Source organism: Chryseobacterium paridis (genome assembly GCF_016595215.1).
GTDB lineage: Bacteria > Bacteroidota > Bacteroidia > Flavobacteriales > Weeksellaceae > Chryseobacterium > Chryseobacterium paridis.
In genome coordinates this window covers 154,493-174,861 of sequence record NZ_JAENHK010000010.1, presented here as the reverse complement: position 1 = coordinate 174,861, position 20,369 = coordinate 154,493, and the positions used below count along the sequence as shown (strand labels likewise).

The 20,369-nt window shown below is 36.6% G+C and carries 6 protein-coding genes; 4 read left to right on the top strand and 2 right to left on the bottom strand.

Annotation, left to right across the window (positions count from 1 at the left end; genetic code table 11):
* Nucleotides 1–8: 8 nt before the first annotated feature.
* Nucleotides 9–15,878, bottom strand: a complete 15,870-nt coding sequence (locus tag JHL15_RS10585) for a non-ribosomal peptide synthetase (RefSeq protein ID WP_200245626.1) — start codon at nt 15,876–15,878, stop codon at nt 9–11.
* Nucleotides 15,878–16,378 carry a UpxY family transcription antiterminator gene (locus JHL15_RS10580; RefSeq protein WP_200245625.1) on the bottom strand — a complete coding sequence of 167 codons (501 nt, stop codon included), beginning with the start codon at nt 16,376–16,378 and terminating at the stop codon, nt 15,878–15,880. Before JHL15_RS10580 ends, JHL15_RS10585 begins: the two co-directional genes overlap by 1 nt.
* 761 nt (nt 16,379–17,139) lie before the next feature.
* Here JHL15_RS10580 and JHL15_RS10575 point away from each other — a divergent pair.
* The 4 genes from JHL15_RS10575 (at nt 17,140) to JHL15_RS10560 (ending at nt 20,368) form a co-directional block, all read left to right on the top strand.
* Nucleotides 17,140–17,769 carry a class I SAM-dependent DNA methyltransferase gene (locus JHL15_RS10575; RefSeq protein ID WP_200245624.1) on the top strand — a complete coding sequence of 210 codons (630 nt, stop codon included), beginning with the start codon at nt 17,140–17,142 and terminating at the stop codon, nt 17,767–17,769.
* A 131-nt stretch (nt 17,770–17,900) separates the two neighbouring features.
* Nucleotides 17,901–18,929, top strand: a complete 1,029-nt coding sequence (locus JHL15_RS10570; protein WP_200245623.1) for an SDR family oxidoreductase — start codon at nt 17,901–17,903, stop codon at nt 18,927–18,929.
* 6 nt (nt 18,930–18,935) lie between these two features.
* Nucleotides 18,936–19,592, top strand: coding sequence for an NAD-dependent epimerase/dehydratase family protein (locus JHL15_RS10565; RefSeq protein ID WP_200245622.1), 657 nt, complete (start codon nt 18,936–18,938; stop codon nt 19,590–19,592).
* Nucleotides 19,589–20,368 carry an AraC family transcriptional regulator gene (locus tag JHL15_RS10560; RefSeq protein WP_200245620.1) on the top strand — a complete coding sequence of 260 codons (780 nt, stop codon included), beginning with the start codon at nt 19,589–19,591 and terminating at the stop codon, nt 20,366–20,368. The genes JHL15_RS10565 and JHL15_RS10560 overlap by 4 nt, the downstream gene beginning before the upstream one ends.
* Nucleotide 20,369: the final 1 nt, after the last annotated feature.

The window sequence follows — 20,369 nt, the reverse complement described above, 5'->3', positions numbered from 1 at the left end:
AGTACAATTTAATCGAACAGGTTATCAATAAGGTTATCTACGTGATCCGACAGATTTTGATCTTCTGCTGTCGTTTCTTCAGTGTATGAGTTCATGCTTTGTATGAAGTTGGCTAACTCTGATACACTTGGGTAAGAAAAGAATTTGGCAATCTCTATTTCTAAACCAAAATCTTTACGCAATAGTTGGGAGAGCTTTACAATAGACAATGAATTTAATCCCATATCAAAGAAGTTGTCCTGGGTACTGATCTCTTCTTTCTGATAATTTAAAATTTTTGCTAGTAATTCAACCAGTAGTTGCTCGGTTTCCGTCTGAGGTGCTACATATTCATTCTTGATTAGATCTGAACTTTCCACTTCAGGTAAGCTTTTCCGATCAATCTTGCCATTGCTGGTTAATGGAATAAAATCCAGTTCCACATAAAAACCTGGCAGCATGTACTGCGGAAGCTTTGTTTCCAGATACTGAGACAAGTCTTGTTTATCAATCGATATGTCCGAAACATAATACACTACCAAACTCTTATTGCCCTGATGTTCTTTAACGGCAGTAACTGCATTTTTGACAGAATCTCCATAAGAAAGCACCTGAGTGTCGATCTCTCCAAGCTCTATCCTGTGCCCGCGGATCTTAACCTGATGATCAATTCTTCCCAAATATTCGATATTACCGTCTGGTAACCATCTTCCAAGATCACCGGAACGATACATTTTACCGCCTTTTACAAAAGGATTATCGATAAATTTCTCTTCGGTTAAATCTTCAAGATTAAGGTAACCTCTAGCCAAACCATCACCGGAAACATACATCTCTCCAATCACTCCTACAGGAAGCAAACGTCCCTGTGGATCCAGAATATAACAGCCCAACGTTGGGATAGGTTTTCCTATATTGGATAAAGAACGGGTCATATCTACCGTGTTAAGCTCTTTATAGGTAACATGGACAGTAGTTTCCGTGATCCCGTACATATTGATCATTCGGATTTCCGGATATTTATGATGCCAATCCTGCAACAGAACAGGATTAAGAGCTTCTCCTCCAAAAATCACATAGCGTAACGACAGTTTCTCATTATTAAATTCACTGTCAAATTCAAGAAGATTATAAAAAGCAGCAGGAGTTTGATTTAATACAGTGATCTTGTTCCTGATCAGATAGTTTAAGAAGGCTCCGGGATCCTGGGCAGTCTGTTTCGAGATTACATGCAGACTTCCTCCGTAAAGTAAAGCACCATAACATTCCCATACCGAAAAGTCAAAATTATAGGAATGGAATAAAGTCCATGAGTCATTACTGTTAAAATCATACAATGCTTCGTCATTGAACAATAAACGAACTACATTTTTATGTTCAATCATTACCCCTTTTGGATTTCCTGTAGTCCCTGAAGTATAGATAATATAAGCCAAATGATCTGGTCTGATTACTGTCTCAGGATTCTCTGTTGAATATCTTTCTTTTAAAGAATCAAACTCTAAAAGGAAAGATTCATCAATATTAGCTTTAGCCTGAGTATCATTCAAAATATAATCGATCCTTTCTTGTGGATAATCAACATCTATTGGCACATAAGCTCCTCCCGACTTCAGTATCCCTAATATTGCAACCAGCATATTCTCATTACGAGGCAATTGGATACAGATCAGGTCATCTCCATTTATAGAATATTTTTCACATAAATAATGAGCCAGCTGATTGGATCTTGCATTGAGTTCAGCATAAGTCAGCGAAATATCTTCGTAAACAACCGCTGTATGATCCGAAGTTGTTACTACCTGTTTTTCAAATAAACTCACAATGGTTTCATCAACAGGGTAATTAACTTTCGTATTATTGAATGATTCTAAAACTGCCTTTTCTTCAAGACTTAGATAATCTAGTGCTCTTAATGGAGTATCTGCTGCACTTACAAACTGATGAAAAACTGCTCTAAAATGAGACAACAAAGACGTTATTGAAGATGGAGCAAATACGGAAGAATCATAGCGGAACTCAATATGCAGACTGCCATTATCAGGAACCACAACAATGGTAAAAGGATAATTCGTCTGTTCAAAAGAACCTGCTGACTCAGACGATAGGCCTGCATCTGAACTTGCTTCAGCATTCCCTTTTTCATTCTTTACATAATTCTCAAAAACAACAATATGATTAATCAGCTCTTTACCTAAAGAGGATAAAGACTGGATCTCTGCCAGACTGTTAAAATGATAACGGCTGCTCTGAATAGAATCCTGATGAATCTGATCTAATAAACTTCGTGGAGTATCCTGCTCACCTATTCGGGCACATACTGGTATTGTATTGATAAATAGCCCCACCATATTCTCAATTCCGGGAATTTCAGCAGGTCTTCCTGAAACCACACTCCCAAAGACTACTTCTTCGGATGCATTATAAGAGCTTAACAAGTAAGACCACACTCCCTGGACATACGTATTCAGTGTAATACCTGAACCCTGACAGAAGTCTTCAATAGCCTTAAAATCATGTTCTCCTATGGTAAGGGTTTCAGTAAGGTAATGGTTGTGGGATGATTCATCGGTATTGACGAAAGGAATTAATGTCGGGGAATCGATTCCCTGAAGATAATTTTTCCAATAGGTTAAAGCTTCTTCCTTATCCACACTTTCAAGCCATTTAATATAGGAAGCGTATTTCTCAGTATCCGGTAATGGAACAGCAATACCAGTTTGAAGGTTGCTTAATATGGCGGAAAAATCATTGATCAGAATACTCAGGCACCAGCCGTCCATAATGATATGATGGTGACTCCAGATGAAGTCGTAATAACCATTAGGTAATTGTACAACCAGTAAACGCATCTGCGTAGGTTCACTCAAATTAAAACCACGATCTATATCACCTTGTCTGATATTGTCTAATTCAAGTTCTGATTCTAAGATTAAATGCTTAAAGTCAATTCGAGCCTCTTTATGAACAATCTGCAAAGGAACTTCTCCATAACGGTTTTCAAAGGAAGTACGAAGAATCGTGTAACGATTTAGTAATATTCCAAATGCTTTTTCTACCAGAGATAAGTTCAATCCAGAAGCTTTAATACGATAGGAAGTCTGCATAAAGTATGATAAACCTTTAGGGTCTACCAGCCAATGGTAATACAAGCCTTGCTGCATTGGGGACAACTCATAAATATCTTCTATATCATTCCCTTTACTGATCTCCTCAATGGTGCTGAATGATAAGCCGTTGTAAGTAAGATCTGACGGGGTTAAAACCACCTGTGAGTCTTCACTTTCGCTGATCATAGATTCCAGATGAGACTGATATGCGGATAAAAGTTTTTCGATCGTATTTTCAGCAAATACCTTATCCGAGAAACGGATATTGATACTCATCACTCCGTTCACCGTCATCCCTGAGACATCTAATAACGTATCAGTCCCTAGATTCTCTTTAGACACGGGGCTTCCAATATCTTCAGAACTATATTTGAACAATGATTCCTTATCTCCGTTATCATTACCACTGGCATCATCAAAATCTCCAAGGTAATTGAATTGTATGGAAGGGTTACTTGTTGAAGAAAATGCATCGCCCAGATAATTCAAAATACCATAACCAATTCCTTTCTTTGGAATACTTCGTAAACCTTCTTTTACACTTACCAAAGCAGGCTGACTGTTATCGCTGATATCAAGGTTAAAAGGATATACACTGGTAAACCAACCTATCGTCCGGCTGATGTCAAGTCCCGTACTCATCACTTCTCTACCATGTCCCTCCATGAGAACCTTGGTCTTGCTAACTCCAAACTGATTCTGTAATGCTAATGCTAAACCGGTCAGCAAAACATCATTGATCTCTGCACTGTATTTTCTCCCCGCGCGAGTCTGTAATAATTTCGTAGCATCAGTACTTAAACTAAAGCCTAAGCTTTTATCTAAAGCCTGCTTGCCTTCTACAGGATAATCTGTAACCAGAGCTGTATAGTTTTCAGATTCCACTCCTTCCCAATACAAACGTTCTTTGGACAGTTCCAAACTTCTGCTGTATTCATCCAAGGCTTTACCCCAACTCTGGAAAGAATCCGTTTTCGATGGCAGGTCAGAAGATAAGCCCTGAACTCCCGATTCATATAGTTTCCCTAAATCTTCCAACAAAATTCTCCATGAAACCCCATCCATTACCAAATGATGAACCACTAAAATAATGCGGTCCCCATCACTCATCGAAATATGACCTGCATGGAATAAAACTCCGGACTCTATATTGATTGTACTCTGAAGGTCCTCTCCTATGCTTTGTAAGCGTTCCAACTCTTCTTCGGATGAAAGATGCTCATTCAGAAGATCATATGAATTAAACTTATAGGGTTTATTTTCGGTTCCTGCATTATACTGATTCCATTCTCCTTCTGTCTGGCTATACACCATTCTTAAAGCATCGTGATGCTCTACAAGACGTTTCAAGGAAGTTTCTAAAACAGAAGCTGACAGTCTTTCTTTGCTTTTTAAGATAACAGACTGGTTGTAATGGTTTTTATTAGTGATCCCTTCACTCTCAAAGAAATATCTCTGGATAGGAGTTAGAATACTTTCCCCCATAACTGCTGACTGGTCAATATTCACAACATCTGTTGTCATATATCGCGCCAACTCTTCTAATACAGGATATTGTAAGATATGTTCTACTTTTAAACTGTAACCTTGCTGACGAAGCCTGGAAACAATCTGAATGGATTTTATGGAGTCTCCTCCTAAATTATAATAGTTATCACGGATGCTGATCGGATTGTGTTTTAAGATCTGCTCACAGACAGAGACTAATACACTTTCTTCCTTGTTTCTAGCAGCTACGTATTCATTCTTTATTAAATCTGAACTGCTTACTTCTGGCAAACTCTTCCTGTCAACCTTTCCATTGCTTGTTAAAGGAATCTGGTCTAGCTCTACATAAAAACCAGGAAGCATGTATTTTGGAAGCTTGCTTTCAAGGTGTCTGGCCAAATCCTGCTTGTCAATCGGGGTATCACTTACATAATACACCACCAAACTCTTATCTTCTTCATGCTCTTTTACTTCTGTCACAACAGATTTAATCGATTCACTGAAGGAAAGTACCTGGCTGTCGATCTCACCAAGCTCTATCCTGTGACCACGGATCTTCACCTGATGGTCAATCCTTCCTAGATACTCTATTGTGCCATCTGCTAGCCATTTTCCTAAATCTCCTGTGCGGTACATCTTCGTACCCGGGATAAATGGATGATCTACAAACTTCTCTGCGGTAAGCTCTGGATTATTTAAATAACCCTGAGCCAATCCGGCTCCCGAGATATACATCTCACCGCTTACTCCTGCAGGAACCAAATGTTTATACTCATCTAAAATATAAATCTGAGTATTGGCAATAGGCTGACCGATAGGTATGGTAGAAGAAGTTAAGTCACTTCCCTTTTCTAGTTTATGTACGGTAGCACAGATGCTTGTCTCTGTAGGACCATAAGCATTGTAAAAAGTACCATACTTTAAATATTCTTTCGTCTTACCGATAACGGCTGATTCTCCTGCGGTAATTAAGCCTTTTAAATTTTGAAGCTTTTCAACATTCAATAAACTGAAAAATGCTGGTGGCAGCGTTACCAGGTCAATAGAATGATTATTTACATACTCTTCAAAGGCATAAGCATCTTTTCTTACTGAATCACTAAGAATATGAAGACTCTTACCACTTAGCAACGTCATAAAAATCTCTGAAATGGAAGCATCAAATGAAAAAGAAGCAAACTGAGCCACATTTTCATAAGAGGAAACTCCAAAGAATTCTTTCTGGAATAACATCGTATTTAAAATACCGCCATGGGTATTCAAAACTCCTTTTGGTTCTCCCGTAGAACCGGAAGTGTAAATGATATAAGCAATATCATCTTTTTCCAAAACTTCTGATGTAAAGCCTGAAGCATCCTCCTCTGTGAATTCTAAATCGATAGAAAAGGATTCACCGGAGTAGAAATCAAGGTCAAAGAAATAGTAAGATTCGGTGATCAATAAAGATAAACCGGAAGTCATCACTTCTTTTCTGGATTCAGGGAGGTTGGCATCCACAGGGACATACACTGCTCCTAGTTTCAATATCCCAAGAATGGAAACGATCTGATTCTCTCCACGGTTTAGCATCACTCCTACCTGATCCCCTTTCTTGATCCCATGATCCACCTGAAGACGATAAGCTAAAGCATTCGCTTTATTATTCAGCTCTTCGTAGCTTAATGCTGTATCTTCGAAAACAACAGCTCTTGAATCTGGATTTTTGGCCACTTCCTCTTCAAACAAACTAAGAATTGTTGCATCAGAAGGATATGGAACAGAGGTGTCATTAAACTCTTTTAACAATAAGTCCTGCTCACCAGAACTTAAATAGTTCAATTCTGAAAGAGGAGTATCAATGTAAGTTTTAAATTGGTTAAGGGTATTTTTCAAATGAGAAACCAGAATCTCGATAGAAGAAGAATATACTGATGCATTATATTCAAAATCCATATTTAAATGATCCTCATATGGTTCTGCTACTAATGTAAAGTTATAGTTGGATTGATCAAAAACTTTTACATTTTTAAAGTTTTCATTTGGTTCATTCTTTACATAGTTTTCAAATATAATAATGTTGCTTAGCAGATCTTTCCCTAAAGAAGATAAGGATTGAATTTCTGCCAAACTGTTGAAATGATATCCTGTATTCTGTATAGAATCCTGATGTACCTTTTTCAAAAGGCTACGTGGTGTATCATCTTTGTTGACCAAAATCCTTACAGGGATGGTATTGATAAACAATCCGACCATACTTTCTACATCATCAATTTCTGCCGGTCTTCCTGACACGACAGCTCCGAATAGGATTTCTTCCGAGGAATTGTATTTGCTTAAAAGATAAGACCATACTCCCTGTATATAAGTATTGAGAGTAATTCCAAGTTTCTGACACAGCTGATCAATTTCTTTAAATTCATCTCCTGCCACACTAAATTTTTCGGTAATAAAATGAGGAGTTTCTTCTTTGAAATCCTTTTCAAAAGGTATTAGTGTAGGAGCACTAATTCCTTCTAAATAGTTTTTCCAATGCAACATTGCCGAATCTTTATCAATCCCGCCTAGCCATTTAAGATAAGCAGAATATTTCTGAGGTTCTGGTAAATTCGCTTCCAGACCTTGTTTAAGCGAGTCTAATATTGCAGAGAAATCGTTGATCAAGATACTTAAGCACCAGCCATCCATGATAATATGGTGATAACTCCAGATAAATTCATAAGTATCATTTGGTAATTCTACTATTATCAAACGTAACTGTGTAGGTTGATTCAGAGCAAAACCACGGATAATATCATTTTCTTTAATAATCTCCAGATCGCTTTCCAGAGAATCATTAGATCCTATTGTATGATATTTAAAGTCAACTTGTGCTTTTTTGTGAACAATCTGCAAAGGAACTTCTCCAAAACGATTATCAAAAGAAGTCCGTAAAACCGTATAGCGGTTGACCAGAATTTCAAATGCCTTTTCTACTTCTGACAGATCAAGACCCTCGAATTTAGCCCTGTACGAAGTCTGCATAAAATAAGTGGCTCCTTTGGGTTCCACAAGCCAATGGTAATACAAGCCCTGCTGCATTGGCGAAAGCTCATACATATCTTCAATATCTTGATTCTTATTAATCTCCTGAATCGTACTGAAAGACAACCCTTTATAAGTAAGATCTGATGGTGTTAAAATCACCTCTGAGCCTTCACTCTCACCAATCATTTTCTCCAAATGACGCTGATAACTGTCTATCAGTTTCTGAACCGTAGCTTCAGTAAAGAGATCCCCTGAATAACGGATCGTGATAGTCATGGCACCACTCATCGTGATTCCTGAAACATCCAATAGAATATCAGTTCCGAGGTTTTCTTCTGACACCGCATGACCAATAGACTCTGAACTATAATAAAATGCTGATCCTACTGCATCATCAAAATCTCCAAGATAATTGAACTGTATAGAAGGACCCTCTGTCGAAGAAAATGAATCCCCCAGATAGTGTAGAATACCATAACCGATTCCTTTATTTGGAATCTCTCGTAAGCCTTCTTTTACACTTACCAAAGCGGGCTGACTCTTATTACTGATATCTAACGAAAAAGGATATACACTGGTGAACCATCCTATCGTTCTGCTGATATCCAAACCTGTACTCATCACCTCTCTACCATGACCTTCCATCAGCACCTTGGTTTTATTAATACCAAACTGATCCTGTAAGGATAAGGCAAGACCGGTTAATAAGACATCATTGATCTCTGCACTGTATTTCTTCCCTGCTTTGGCTTGTAGGAAACGTGTAGCATCTTCATTCAATGAAAAGCTGATGCTGTTATCTAATATATGTTTGCCTTTTGCAGGGTGATCGGTTGGAATAACCGGATAAACCGTTGATTCTATACCTTCCCAATAAACAAGCTCTTGGGAAAGAACGGAACTCTTACTATACTTCTCCACTGCTTTACCCCAACTCTGGAACGAATCTGTTTTGGAGGGTAGCTCATAAGATACTCCCTTCATCCCGGATTCATATAAGTTTCCTAAATCTTCCAACAAGATCCTCCAGGAAACTCCATCAACAACAAGGTGATGAATTACCAATATGATTCGGTCACCATCACTCATCGAGACATGACCTATGTGGAATAATATTCCGGATTCTATGTTGATGGTACTTTGGAGGTGATCTCCTATTTTTTGTAAAGAACTCTGCTCGTTTTCAAGAGATTTTTCTTCCCTGATATCAAAATATTCAAAATGGTAATGATTACCTTCTGATCCTGCGTTATATTGATTCCACTCACCTTCTTTCTGGCTATACACCATTCTTAAGGCATCATGATGATTTACTAAAGTATGGATCGAAGATTCCAGGACAGAACCTGAAAGTCTTTCACTGCTCTTTAAAATAACAGCCTGGTTGTAATGGTTTTTATTAACCATATCAATGCTATCAAAGAAATACCTTTGGATGGGAGTAAGAATGCTATCTCCTGTTACAACAGATTGGTCGATAACGGCAACATCCGTTGTCATATAACCAGCAAGCTCCTCTAAAACAGGATATTGTAAAATATGCTCTACTTTCAAGCTATAGCCACGCTGACGTAATCTCGATACAATCTGGATCGACTTAATCGAATCTCCTCCAAGGTTATAATAATTATCACGGAGACTGACAGGACTATATTTTAAAACCTGCTCACAGACTTCCACCAAAGCTTTTTCTTCCGCTGTTTCAGGTGCCACATATTCAGTCTTGATCAAATCTGAAGAGCTTACTTGCGGCAAACTCTTTCTGTCGATCTTTCCGTTACTGGTCAGTGGAATGCGCTCTAGCTCTACGTAAAAGCTTGGAAGCATATATTGGGGAAGCTTCCTCTCTAAATAATATGCCAGTTCCTGCTTATCCAGAGCAGAATTACTCACATAATAAACAACCAGACTTTTATCACCTTCATGTTCCTTAACTTCTGTAACCACAGATTTAATCGTTTCACCAAACGAAAGAACCTGATTATCAATCTCGCCAAGCTCGATACGATGTCCACGGATCTTTACCTGATGATCAATTCTTCCCAGATATTCAATGGTACCGTCTGGCAGCCATCTTCCCAAATCTCCCGTACGGTACATCTTAGTGCCTTCCACAAACGGATTGGCTACAAACTTCTCTTCCGTTAAATCTTCACGGTTTAGATAACCTCTGGCCAATCCTGCTCCAGCGATATACAATTCCCCATGGACTCCCACTGGTACCAAATGTCCATATTCATCCAATATATAAACCTCCGTATTTGTAATTGGCTTTCCAATTGTTGTCGCAGATGCATCAACTTTCCGGGCGATACATCCTACTGTTGTCTCAGTCGGACCATATTCATCATAGATCTCGATATCTTTATTTATAGCGTGAATGATCTGAATATGTTCATTATAAAGCTTTTCACCTCCTAAAATAATTTTTCGGATACCTGTATTATGAATTTCTATATTCTTTAATAATGAAATATGAGAGGGCGTTAATTTTAAAATGTCTACATCCTTATTTTCAAATGCTTTAATAAGAACAGCTAGAACATCTTCTTCATTCTCTCCCAACCATAAAGAACTTCCTCTTGTCAAAGAGCAGAATACTGCTGTAACAGAAAGGTCAAAGGAAATTGAAGTGAATAGTCCCCAGTTACCACGGTCTTCACTATTAAAATAATATCCATTACTCCAAGAAACATAATTCATCAGATTGGAATGGCTGATACATACTCCTTTAGGGTTTCCTGTTGTCCCCGATGTATAAATAACATAAGCCAGATCAGAAGGATGAATCTCTGCAGAAAGATTTTCTGTTGAATAATTTTCTTTCAATGAATCAAACTCTTTCCAAAATGATTCATCGATATATAATTTAGATTTGGTGTCTTTTACAATATATTCCGTTCTTTCCTGAGGGTAATTCACATCAATCGGAACATATGCTCCTCCTGATTTTAGAATTCCAAGGATCGAAACAATCATCTTTTCATTACGTGGCAATTGCATGCAAACCAAGTCATTCGCATTGATGTTGTAATGATTTCTCAGGTAATGAGCAAGACGGTTAGATTCTATATTTAGATCTGTATAATTAAGTTGTGCTAAACCTGACTGTAATGCTACATTATTCGCACAGCTGTTCACTTGTTCTTCAAATAATTTTACAACAGTCTTTTCAAAAGAATATGAAGTTTCTGTACCATTGAAGTCTTCCAATAATTCATTTACTTCCGGATTACTTAAATAGCTGAAGCTTTTGATTGCCTGATCGGGAAAAGCAGCAAACTGTCCCAATATATTCTTAAAATGTCCGGCTAAAGATCTTATCAAAGATTCGTAAAATACAGATGCATTGTATTTAAAATCTATCGATAAGCTATTCATTCCCGGAACAGCAACAATATTAAAATCATAATTCGTCTGTTCAAAAGCATCGGCATTTTGATCAGTCAATCCCATCATTGAAAGATCATTACTGACATCCTGCTTTGCATAATTTTCGAAAATGATAATATGATTGACCAATTCTTTCCCTAATGAAGATAAAGACTGGATCTCGGCTAAGCCGGTAAAATGATATCCGGTAGTCTGAATAGAATCCTGATGTAGTTTTTCCAGCAAACTTCTTGGTGTATCATCCTTATCCACATGCACACATACAGGAATCGTATTGATAAACAATCCAACCATACGCTCTACATCCTCAATTTCTGCTGGTCTTCCTGATACCACAGATCCGAATATAACTTCTTCAGACGCATTGTAAGAACTTAGCAGATAAGACCACACTCCCTGGACATAAGTATTCAGAGTGATCCCCAAGCTCTTACAGAAATTGTTAATACCAGCGAACTCCTCATTTTCTACTTTTATTATTTCGGTAATAAAATGAGACTCTTTTTCTGATGTATTCTTGTTAAAAGGAATAAGTGTTGGTGACACTACCCCTTTGAGGTAATTTTCCCAATAACTTAAAGCCTCTTCTTTATTTACGGTTTCCAGCCAGTTGATATAAGACGAATATTTTTTAGATTCCGGTAAATTAATCTCTATGTCTTGCTTTAGTGAGTTCAAAATGACAGCAAAATCATTGATCAAGATACTTAAGCACCAACCATCCATGATAATATGATGATGACTCCAGACAAATTCATATTCCCCATCAGGAAGTGCAATAACGGTAAGACGCATTTGAGTAGGTGTACCCAGATCAAAGCCACGAGCTATATCTTCTTGTTTTATATGCTGTAACCTTACATCAGATTCTAATACTAAAGATCTAAAATCAACTTTTGCTTTTTTGTGAACAATCTGCAAAGGAACATCTCCAAAACGATTATCAAAAGAAGTGCGTAAAACCGTATAACGATTGACCAAAATTTCAAATGCTCTTTCTACTTCTGACAGATCAAGACTTTCGAATTTTGCTCTGTACGAAGTCTGCATAAAATAAGTAGCTCCTTTGGGTTCCACAAGCCAATGATAATACAAGCCCTGCTGCATTGGCGAAAGCTCATAAATATCTTCAATATCCCCTTTCTTATTAATCTCCTGAATCGTACTGAAAGATAACCCTTTATAAGTAAGATCTGATGGTGTTAAAATCACCTCCGCTTCTTTCTCTTCATCAATCATTTTCTCCAAATGACTCTGATAAATGTCTATCAGTTTCTGAACCGTAGCTTCAGTAAAGAGATCTCCTGAATAACGGATCGTGATAGTCATGGCACCACTCATCGTGATTCCTGAAACATCTAATAGAATATCTGTTCCTAGGTTTTCTTCAGATACCGGATTCCCGATAGCCTCTGAGCTATAATTAAATGCTGATCCTACTGCATCATCAAAATCTCCAAGATAATTGAACTGAACCGATGGATAGTTTACTGGTGAAAACGAATCTCCAAGATAGTTTAATACTCCGTAACCAATCCCTTTATGAGGAATAGCTCTCAAATCTTCTTTGATACTCACCAAAGCCGGCTGACTCTCATTGCTGATGTCTAACGAAAAAGGATACACACTGGTGAACCATCCTACTGTTCTGCTGATATCAAGGCCAGTACTCATCACCTCTCTACCATGACCTTCCATCAGCACCTTGGTCTTGTTAATACCAAACTGATCCTGTAAGGATAAGGCCAATCCCGTCAATAAAACATCATTGATCTCTGCACTGTATTTCTTACCTGCACGCGTTTGTAACAATTTCGTAGACGATTCATTTAAGGAAAAGCTGATGCTGCTATCTAAAATATGTTTGCCTTTCGCAGGGTGATCGGTTGGAATAACCGGATAAACCTCTGATTCTATACCTTCCCAATACAAACGCTCTTGGGATAAAGATGAACTATTGCTATACTTTTCCAATGCTGCTCCCCAACTCTGGAAAGAATCTGTTTTGGAAGGAAGTTCATAAGATGTTCCCTTCATCCCCGATTCGTACAAATTTCCTAAATCTTCCAACAAGATCCTCCAGGAAACTCCGTCGACTACAAGGTGATGAATAACCAATATGATTCGGTCACCATCACTCATCGAGACATGTCCTATATGGAATAATATTCCGGATTCTATATTGATGGTACTTTGGAGGAGATCTCCTATTTTTTGTAAAGAATTCTGCTCGTTTTCTACAGAGCTTTCTTCTCTGATATCAAAATATTCAAATCGATAATGATTACCTTCTGATCCTGCATTATATTGATTCCATTCACCTTCTTTCTGGCTATACACCATTCTTAAGGCATCATGGTGTACCACAAGACGTTTGATCGAAGATTCCAGGACAGAACCTGAAAGTCTTTCCCTGCTCTTTAAAATAACAGCCTGGTTGTAATGGTTTTTATTAACCATATCAACGCTATCAAAGAAATACCTTTGGATGGGAGTCAGAATACTATCACCCGTTACTACAGATTGATCGATCACGGCAACATCCGTTGTCATATAATCAGCCAGCTCTTCTAAAACAGGATATTGTAAAATATGCTCTACTTTTAAACTATAACCACGCTGACGTAATCTGGATACGATCTGGATCGACTTAATTGAATCTCCTCCAAGGTTATAATAATTATCTCGGATACTGACAGGACTGTATTTTAAGACCTGCTCACAGACTTCTACTAATGCTTTTTCTTCCGCTGTTTTAGGTGCCACATATTCAGTCTTGATCAAATCTGAAGAGCTTACTTCCGGCAAACTCTTTCTGTCGATCTTGCCGTTACTGGTCAGTGGAATATGCTCTAGCTCTACGTAAAAGCCAGGAAGCATATATTGGGGAAGCTTGGTCTCTAAATAGTAAGCCAATTCCTGCTTGTCGATCGCAAAATTACTCACATAATAAACGACCAGACTTTTATCGCCTTCATGTTCCTTAACTTCTGTAACCACAGATTTAATCGTTTCACCAAACGAAAGAACCTGATTATCAATCTCTCCAAGCTCTATTCTATGCCCGCGGATCTTTACCTGATGATCTATTCTTCCCAGATATTCAATGGTACCATCTGGAAGCCATCTTCCCAAATCTCCCGTACGGTACATCTTAGTGCCTTCCACAAACGGATTGGCTACAAACTTCTCTTCCGTTAAATCTTCACGGTTTAGATAACCTCTGGCCAATCCTGCTCCAGCGATATACAATTCCCCATGGACTCCCGCTGGTAACAAATGTCCATATTCATCCAATATGTAAATCTGAGTATTCGAGATAGATTTTCCAATATTTACATTTGTGTCATTGACGATGGAAACAGATGACCATACTGCACATTCTGTAGGACCGTATTCGTTATACAGAATAGCATCGCTGTATTTCTGATGATGTAATACTAAGTTTTTACTTAACTCCTCTCCTGCTACAATGACATGTTTCAGCGTATTTTCTCCTGAAGTGTTTTCACTGAGATAAGGAAGCAAGCTAGAGTAATAATTGGGAACACATAAGATCCCTTCAATTTTATTTTTTATAATCCGATGCGAAATATATTCCACATCTTTAATATTCATATTGCTTTCAATAAACAATCTTCCGCCACTGCACAGCGTTCCGAAGATTACGGCTACCGAAGAGTCAAAGGAGAAAGAAGGGACAAGCAACATACTTTCAATAGCATAGAAAGCAATTCTGTTGATCGTAGAATGAAATACATTCTGATGCTCGATCATTACTCCTTTAGGATTTCCAGTAGTTCCTGATGTATAAATAACGTATGCCAGATGATCCCCTTTTATTGCAGAATCACAGTTTTCCGATGAATATCCCTGTTTTACTTCATTAAACTTTGCCAGGAATACATCATCTATATTCACTTTAGCTTTGGTATCAGTTAGAATGTAGTCAATCCGCTCTTTTGGATAATCCATATCAATCGGAACATATGCTCCTCCAGATTTTAATATACCCAATATGGATATGATCATCTCTTCATTCCGGGGAAGTTGAATACAGACCAGGTCATCAGCTTTTATATCATATTGATTTTTAAGATAATGAGCTAATTGATTGGACTCCTTATCGAGATCAGCATAACTCAATGCTACATCTCCATAGATTACTGCAAGCCCGTCGGGATTTTTCCTTACCTGAGAATCAAATAAATCAATAATTGTTTGATCAGAAGGGTAATCGGTTGTCAAGTTAAACCTGCTAAGCATTTCTGCTCCCTCCTCTTCTGAAACAAGGGCATAATCGGTGAGACTTGTATCTAGTAATTGATCATAATTGGAAAGAATATGCACTAAACTCTTCAATAAATTCTCAATTAAATATCCTCTATAAATATCTTTATAACAAATACTTAAAATAACCTTTTCTTCAGATTCGTTATACAAAAGAGAGAGATTATCCTGTATGGATTCAGGCCTCTTCCCATACTGAATAGAAAAATTAGAATATTCCGTTAAATCAAGATCATTGGTATTGTAATCAGAATGAGAAACAGCTTCTTTAATATTGCTGGCAAAACTCTTCAAAAGATCTTTAAATGTAATCTCTTTCGTTTTCTCAAGATCCACTAATATTTTATTTTTTAATGGAATTTGATCAGATGCATACACCTTAATAACACCTTGAAAATCTTCACAATACCTGTCAAGCAAAAAAGAAAAAACAGATGCAATAATGGTTAATTTAGATAGAGAAGTGTTTTTTGAAACTTTCAGAAAACTATCCAGATCACACTTCGAAATCTCTATTTCCAATGATTCTGCACTATCTTCAGATAAGACCACAGTTTCCTTATTTTTTGTCTTATTCAGCCAAAAAATATTTGATAAAGATGATGTATTTAGCATTATATTAAATGATAAGGGTGGATTTCAGCGATCAGACTTTGTTGTAATGAATCTATTCTTACACAAATCTTTTGCTTGTTATTAATTTTCAGAATTTCACATGGATAGGACTCGAAAGGACCGGATGTTATTACTTTCCTTTCTCCTATATTCAGTTCATGAATGCCTTTAAGTTCAACTTCAGAATACTGACTAAGAAATATTCTTATCCTGTTAATTTCTTCATCAGGAACTCTAACCAGTTTATTACCCAAACTAATAAAAAGAACTATTCCTTCTACCGTCAAAGCTTTCAAATAGTCTTTAATCGTTTTTAAATAAACAAAGACATACGAACTAAACAATGGTTTTTCAACTTTCTTTTTACGATCAGACCATTGAGACGTCACATTACTGGTAGGAAGATAAACATCAAACTCATCCTCACTAAGCTTAGTGGCAATTTTCTTTTCGAAACGAGATTTGGTATAGGCAACATACCATCCTTGAGCAAAATTCATACGGTTTTCTAATGGTTATTTTTACGGCTTCGCCACTTAAGTCACATTCAAATGTGCGAAAGATTTTTTTGTAGGAAAAAGACGAAATGGAATGCTTAAAAAGAGTTTTTTAAGTTTATTGAGTGTTTAAATTGTGTTCTTTATCCTTAGTTTTATTTTGCTAAAATATAAAAAAAAATCACTTAATGATGAGTTTAATAAAAAATTAATGTTTTTTTTTATCTCAAAAAAAGAAAATAATAAACAGCTACAAAAACCATATTGAAAATCAGCAAAATACCCATAAACAAAGCTAATTATCTATTGTAAACATTTCATAATATTAGCCAAAAAATAGTCATTTTAGCTGGTCTTTTTTCTGATATCCACTAAAATATATTCACTATAATATGAGTTGAATAACATTTTTTCAAGATTTTGGGAATTACTAGAGATTAAAATTGTCAAAAAAATCAAAACACAGATGATCACGTTTATTTTGAAATTTTAAGCATATGGCCATGTGAATTAATTTCAATATATAACGCAATAAATAGTAAAAAATAACGAAATTTTAAAATTAAAAGGTTTTTAGTTTTTCATCTTTATATAAGAATTAAATCACATATAAACTATAAAATGATTTGACTTTTTTCTTAATCTTACCAAATACACATCCTCCTCTCACGTGACAAGGAATTTCTGGAAACTTTTGCATCTTACTTAAGTTTCTCAGGGATTGGCAACAATTATTTAAATTAGTACCACCAAAATCTAAAATCATGAAAATATTAAAACCCGTTGAGGCATTTGACAAAGCTGCAAAAATATACCAGGACAAGTTTATGGATGTCAGCTCATTTGGTAATACTTTCGATCTATTTTGCAATAACATAAAATCCAATGATGCAGACATTCTGGATATTGCCTGCGGTCCCGGAAATATTACAAAGTATTTATTAGACAGAAAACCAGATTATGATATTCTGGGAATCGATCTATCATCAAAAATGCTCGAACTTGCAAAGATCAATAATCCTACAGCACGCTTTGAACTGATGAACTGTAATGATATAAGCAAGATAGAACAGAAATTTGATGGAATTATCTGTGGGTTCTGTCTTCCCTATTTAGCAAAGGAGGAAGCTATACAACTTATCGCTGACTCATCCGGGTTATTAAAACCAGGGGGTATGTTCTATCTAAGCACTATGGAAGATGACTATAGTAAATCGGGACTGATAACATCCAGTTTAGGCGATCAGGTCTATCTTTATTATCATCAGGAAGATTATTTAACAAAAGCATTTCAAGACAATAATTTTGAGGTTATCAAGTTAAAGCGTTTTGATTCTATTGATAAGGATGGAGCTCCAATTATCGATCTGGTACTGATTGGAAAACTCATCTGATTGATAGAAGTATCTTTTACCCAATGAAAATCTTTAGATTCTGAACTTTTAAACAAATAGAACTTGGACTTTTGAACACATTCGTCCTGTCTATTATTACCGAAATTTGTTCCATTAAAATTTAAAAAAAAATGGAAAATAAAGAAACAGTTTTGGTAACTGGAGGTTCAGGTTTTATAGCTTCTTATTGCATCCTTACCTTGCTTAAAAATGGATATAAAGTAAAAGCTTCCCTTCGTTCATTAAAAAAATCTGAATTGGTGAAACAAATGTTGAAAGAAGCAGGTTTTTATTCATTTCAAGACTTGTCATTCGTAGAAGCGGATTTACAAAATGAATCTTCCTGGGAAAAAGCAGCAGAAGGTTGTCAGTATGTTATTCACGTAGCTTCTCCTACTCCCCATACCGATGCTAAGACTGAAGATGATTTTGTAATTCCTGCTAAAAATGGAGTGCTCTTTGTATTACGCGCAGCCAAAAAAGCAGGGGTAAAAAGAGTGGTTCTTACTTCTGCCTTTGGAGCTGTGGGATTTGGTACCGTAAAAACGACTCCTTATACTGAAGAAGATTGGACCATACTAGATGACACTGTATTTCCTTATCAAAAATCAAAAACTATTTCCGAAAAAGCAGCCTGGGATTTTATACAAAATGAAGGTAACGGAATGGAATTATCCGTTGTAAACCCTACTGGAGTTTTAGGGCCTGTGTTAGCCGACGATTTTTCGCATTCTATTCAAAATATGAAACAAATGCTGAACGGGGATATGAAAGCCTGTCCTAAAATAATCTCAGGATATGTGGATGTTCGTGATGTAGCTGATCTGCACTTTAAAGCGATGACTATGCCTCAGGCTAATGGTGAACGATTTATAGCAGTTGCCGGGGAGGGATTTTCTCTGATAGATATAGCGAATGTGCTGAGAAAAAATTTAGGTAAAAAAGCAGAAAAAGTACCTACAAAAGAATTACCCAACTGGTTTATTAAACTATTGGCATTATTCAATCCAAAGTTAAAATCTGTAGCTCCTTACTTAGGAATGATTAAAAGAGCAAGCAGTGAAAAAGCGATAAAAATGCTCGGATGGACTCCACGTTCCACAGAAGAGGCTATTTTGGCTACTGCCAATAGTTTGATTAAATTAGATATTGTAAAATAAACAGAGATGAAAATAATGATTACCGGTGCCACAGGGTTGGTAGGCGAAGGCGTATTGCTTGTTTGCCTGGAAAACCCTATGGTTACAGAAGTGCTTATAATCAACAGAAAGCCACTTGCCCTCCAACATCAAAAATTAAAAGAACTGATCGTGGAAGATTTTTCGACCATTACGAATTATGCAGAACATCTGAATAACTATGATGCATGTTTTTTCTGTGCCGGAGCAAGTGCTGTCGGAGAAAATGAAGAGTCATTTACAGGTAAAACGTTTGATTTCGTTGTACCATTTGCAAAGTCCTTATCTCAAATCAATCCGGAAATGACCTTTATATATGTTTCTGGTAACCGGACTGACAGTACAGAACAAGGAAAAGTGATGTGGGCAAGAGTAAAGGGTCGAACTGAAAATGCTCTGCTGAAATTGCCTTTCAAAGCAGTATATCATTTTCGTCCCGGCTTTATGAGGCCTGTAAAAGGTCAAAAAAATGTAAGAAGTATTTACCGTATTTTTGATATATTGTCTCCTATATGGTATCTGCTTTTTCCTAATTGGATATGTACAATGCGAGAGGTGGGTTCGGCAATGATCAACTGTGTATCAAGAGGATACACTACATCTATATTGGAAGTAAAAGACATCAAATCACAAGCAAAATCATGAAAATAACAGAAATAAAATCTTGTATTGTAGGACCTTCCATTTCGGCGGAACAATTCATTTCCGAACATTTCTTTTTATTTGTGATAAAAGGAAGTATGAATGGTTACGATGGTAATAAACATCATACACTCAAACCCGGAGAAAGCTGCATTGTTCGTAAAAACAGACTGGCACGATACAATAAAGTAAAAGATAATGGCCAGTTTGAAAAAGTCATCTTTTTCTTTGATGAAGTATTTTTAAGAAACTTTCAAAAGAAACACAGCATTACTTTTCTCAAACATGTTTCAGATGACACTTTTATCAAGCTCAAAAAAGATATACTTATTAGTAGTTTTCTTCTTTCACTAGAACCCTATTATAACAGCTCTGGAGATATAAATAAAACATTTTCCGATGTAAAAAGAGAAGAATTACTTCTTATTCTGTTAGAACTGCAACCCGAATTATCAGATATATTATTTGACTTCGGTATTCCGGGACGTTTGGATCTTGAAGAGTTTATGCAAAAAAATTATAAGTTTAATGTAAGTATGGAACGATTCGCCTTCCTTACAGGACGAAGCTTATCATCTTTCAAAAGAGATTTTAAAACGACCTTCAATGAAACACCTAATCGTTGGTTAACTAAAAGGCGGCTTCAGGAAGCACGGTTTTTGGTGGAACAAAAAAGACAAAGACCTACAGATATTTATCTTGATCTGGGTTTTGAAGATTTGTCTCATTTTTCTTTTGCATTCAAAAAAGAATTTGGCGTATCAGCGAGCAGCTTATAAT

Excerpts from the sequence above, each read along its gene's own strand:
- JHL15_RS10575 (WP_200245624.1), top strand. The coding sequence starts at position 17,140 with ATGAAAATATTAAAACCCGTTGAGGCATTTGACAAAGCTGCAAAAATA.
- JHL15_RS10560 (WP_200245620.1), top strand. The coding sequence starts at position 19,589 with ATGAAAATAACAGAAATAAAATCTTGTATTGTAGGACCTTCCATTTCG.
- JHL15_RS10565 (WP_200245622.1), top strand. The coding sequence starts at position 18,936 with ATGAAAATAATGATTACCGGTGCCACAGGGTTGGTAGGCGAAGGCGTA.
- JHL15_RS10570 (WP_200245623.1), top strand. The coding sequence starts at position 17,901 with ATGGAAAATAAAGAAACAGTTTTGGTAACTGGAGGTTCAGGTTTTATA.
- JHL15_RS10580 (WP_200245625.1), bottom strand. The coding sequence starts at position 16,378 with ATGAATTTTGCTCAAGGATGGTATGTTGCCTATACCAAATCTCGTTTC.
- JHL15_RS10585 (WP_200245626.1), bottom strand. The coding sequence starts at position 15,878 with ATGCTAAATACATCATCTTTATCAAATATTTTTTGGCTGAATAAGACA.